The organism is Mycobacterium sp. E2462 (genome assembly GCF_001672685.1).
In the GTDB taxonomy this organism is placed as follows: domain Bacteria; phylum Actinomycetota; class Actinomycetes; order Mycobacteriales; family Mycobacteriaceae; genus Mycobacterium.
In genome coordinates this window covers 1-539 of sequence record NZ_LZKC01000401.1, presented here as the reverse complement: position 1 = coordinate 539, position 539 = coordinate 1, and the positions used below count along the sequence as shown (strand labels likewise).

General features: G+C 68.5%; 1 protein-coding gene. It reads right to left on the bottom strand.

Annotation, left to right across the window (positions count from 1 at the left end):
- On the bottom strand, positions 1-539 hold a 539-nt coding region (locus tag A5714_RS20695; RefSeq protein WP_369829461.1), incomplete at both ends, for a glycosyltransferase.

Genomic DNA, 539 nt, shown 5'->3' with positions numbered 1-539 from the left:
CCTCGTCGCCGACCTTGGTCATGTGGCTGGCGATCTGCCGGGCGCGCACCGCGTAATCCGGCGCCAGCACCCGGCGCAGGTCGGCGGTGAGGGTTTTCCGGGTCGTCGCCGAAAAGCGCCGCGTCGTCCCGACTTTCAAGCGTTTGAGCTGCGCTCCCCAAATGGTCTGGTTGGCGTCCATGGACAGGATCACGGTGGGAACGCCCGCGCGCATGCTGGCGGCCGTGGTGCCTGAACCGCCGTGGTGGACGACCGCGCGGCAGACCGGGAAGATCGCCGCGTAATTGACCGCTCCCACCACCTTCACGTGCTCGAAAGACGGCGCACTGCTGAAATCGCTGTAGCCGGCGCAGATCAACGCCCGCTCCCCCAGCTCGGCGCACGCGGCGCCGATCATTTCCACCGTCGCGGCCGGGGATGCCACGGGCATGCTGCCGAATCCGAAACAGATCGGCGGGGTACCGGCGGCAATCCACGACGCGACCTCGTCATCGGCGCCGGTGGCCAGCTGCATCGTCAACGTGCCGACGAACGGTCGC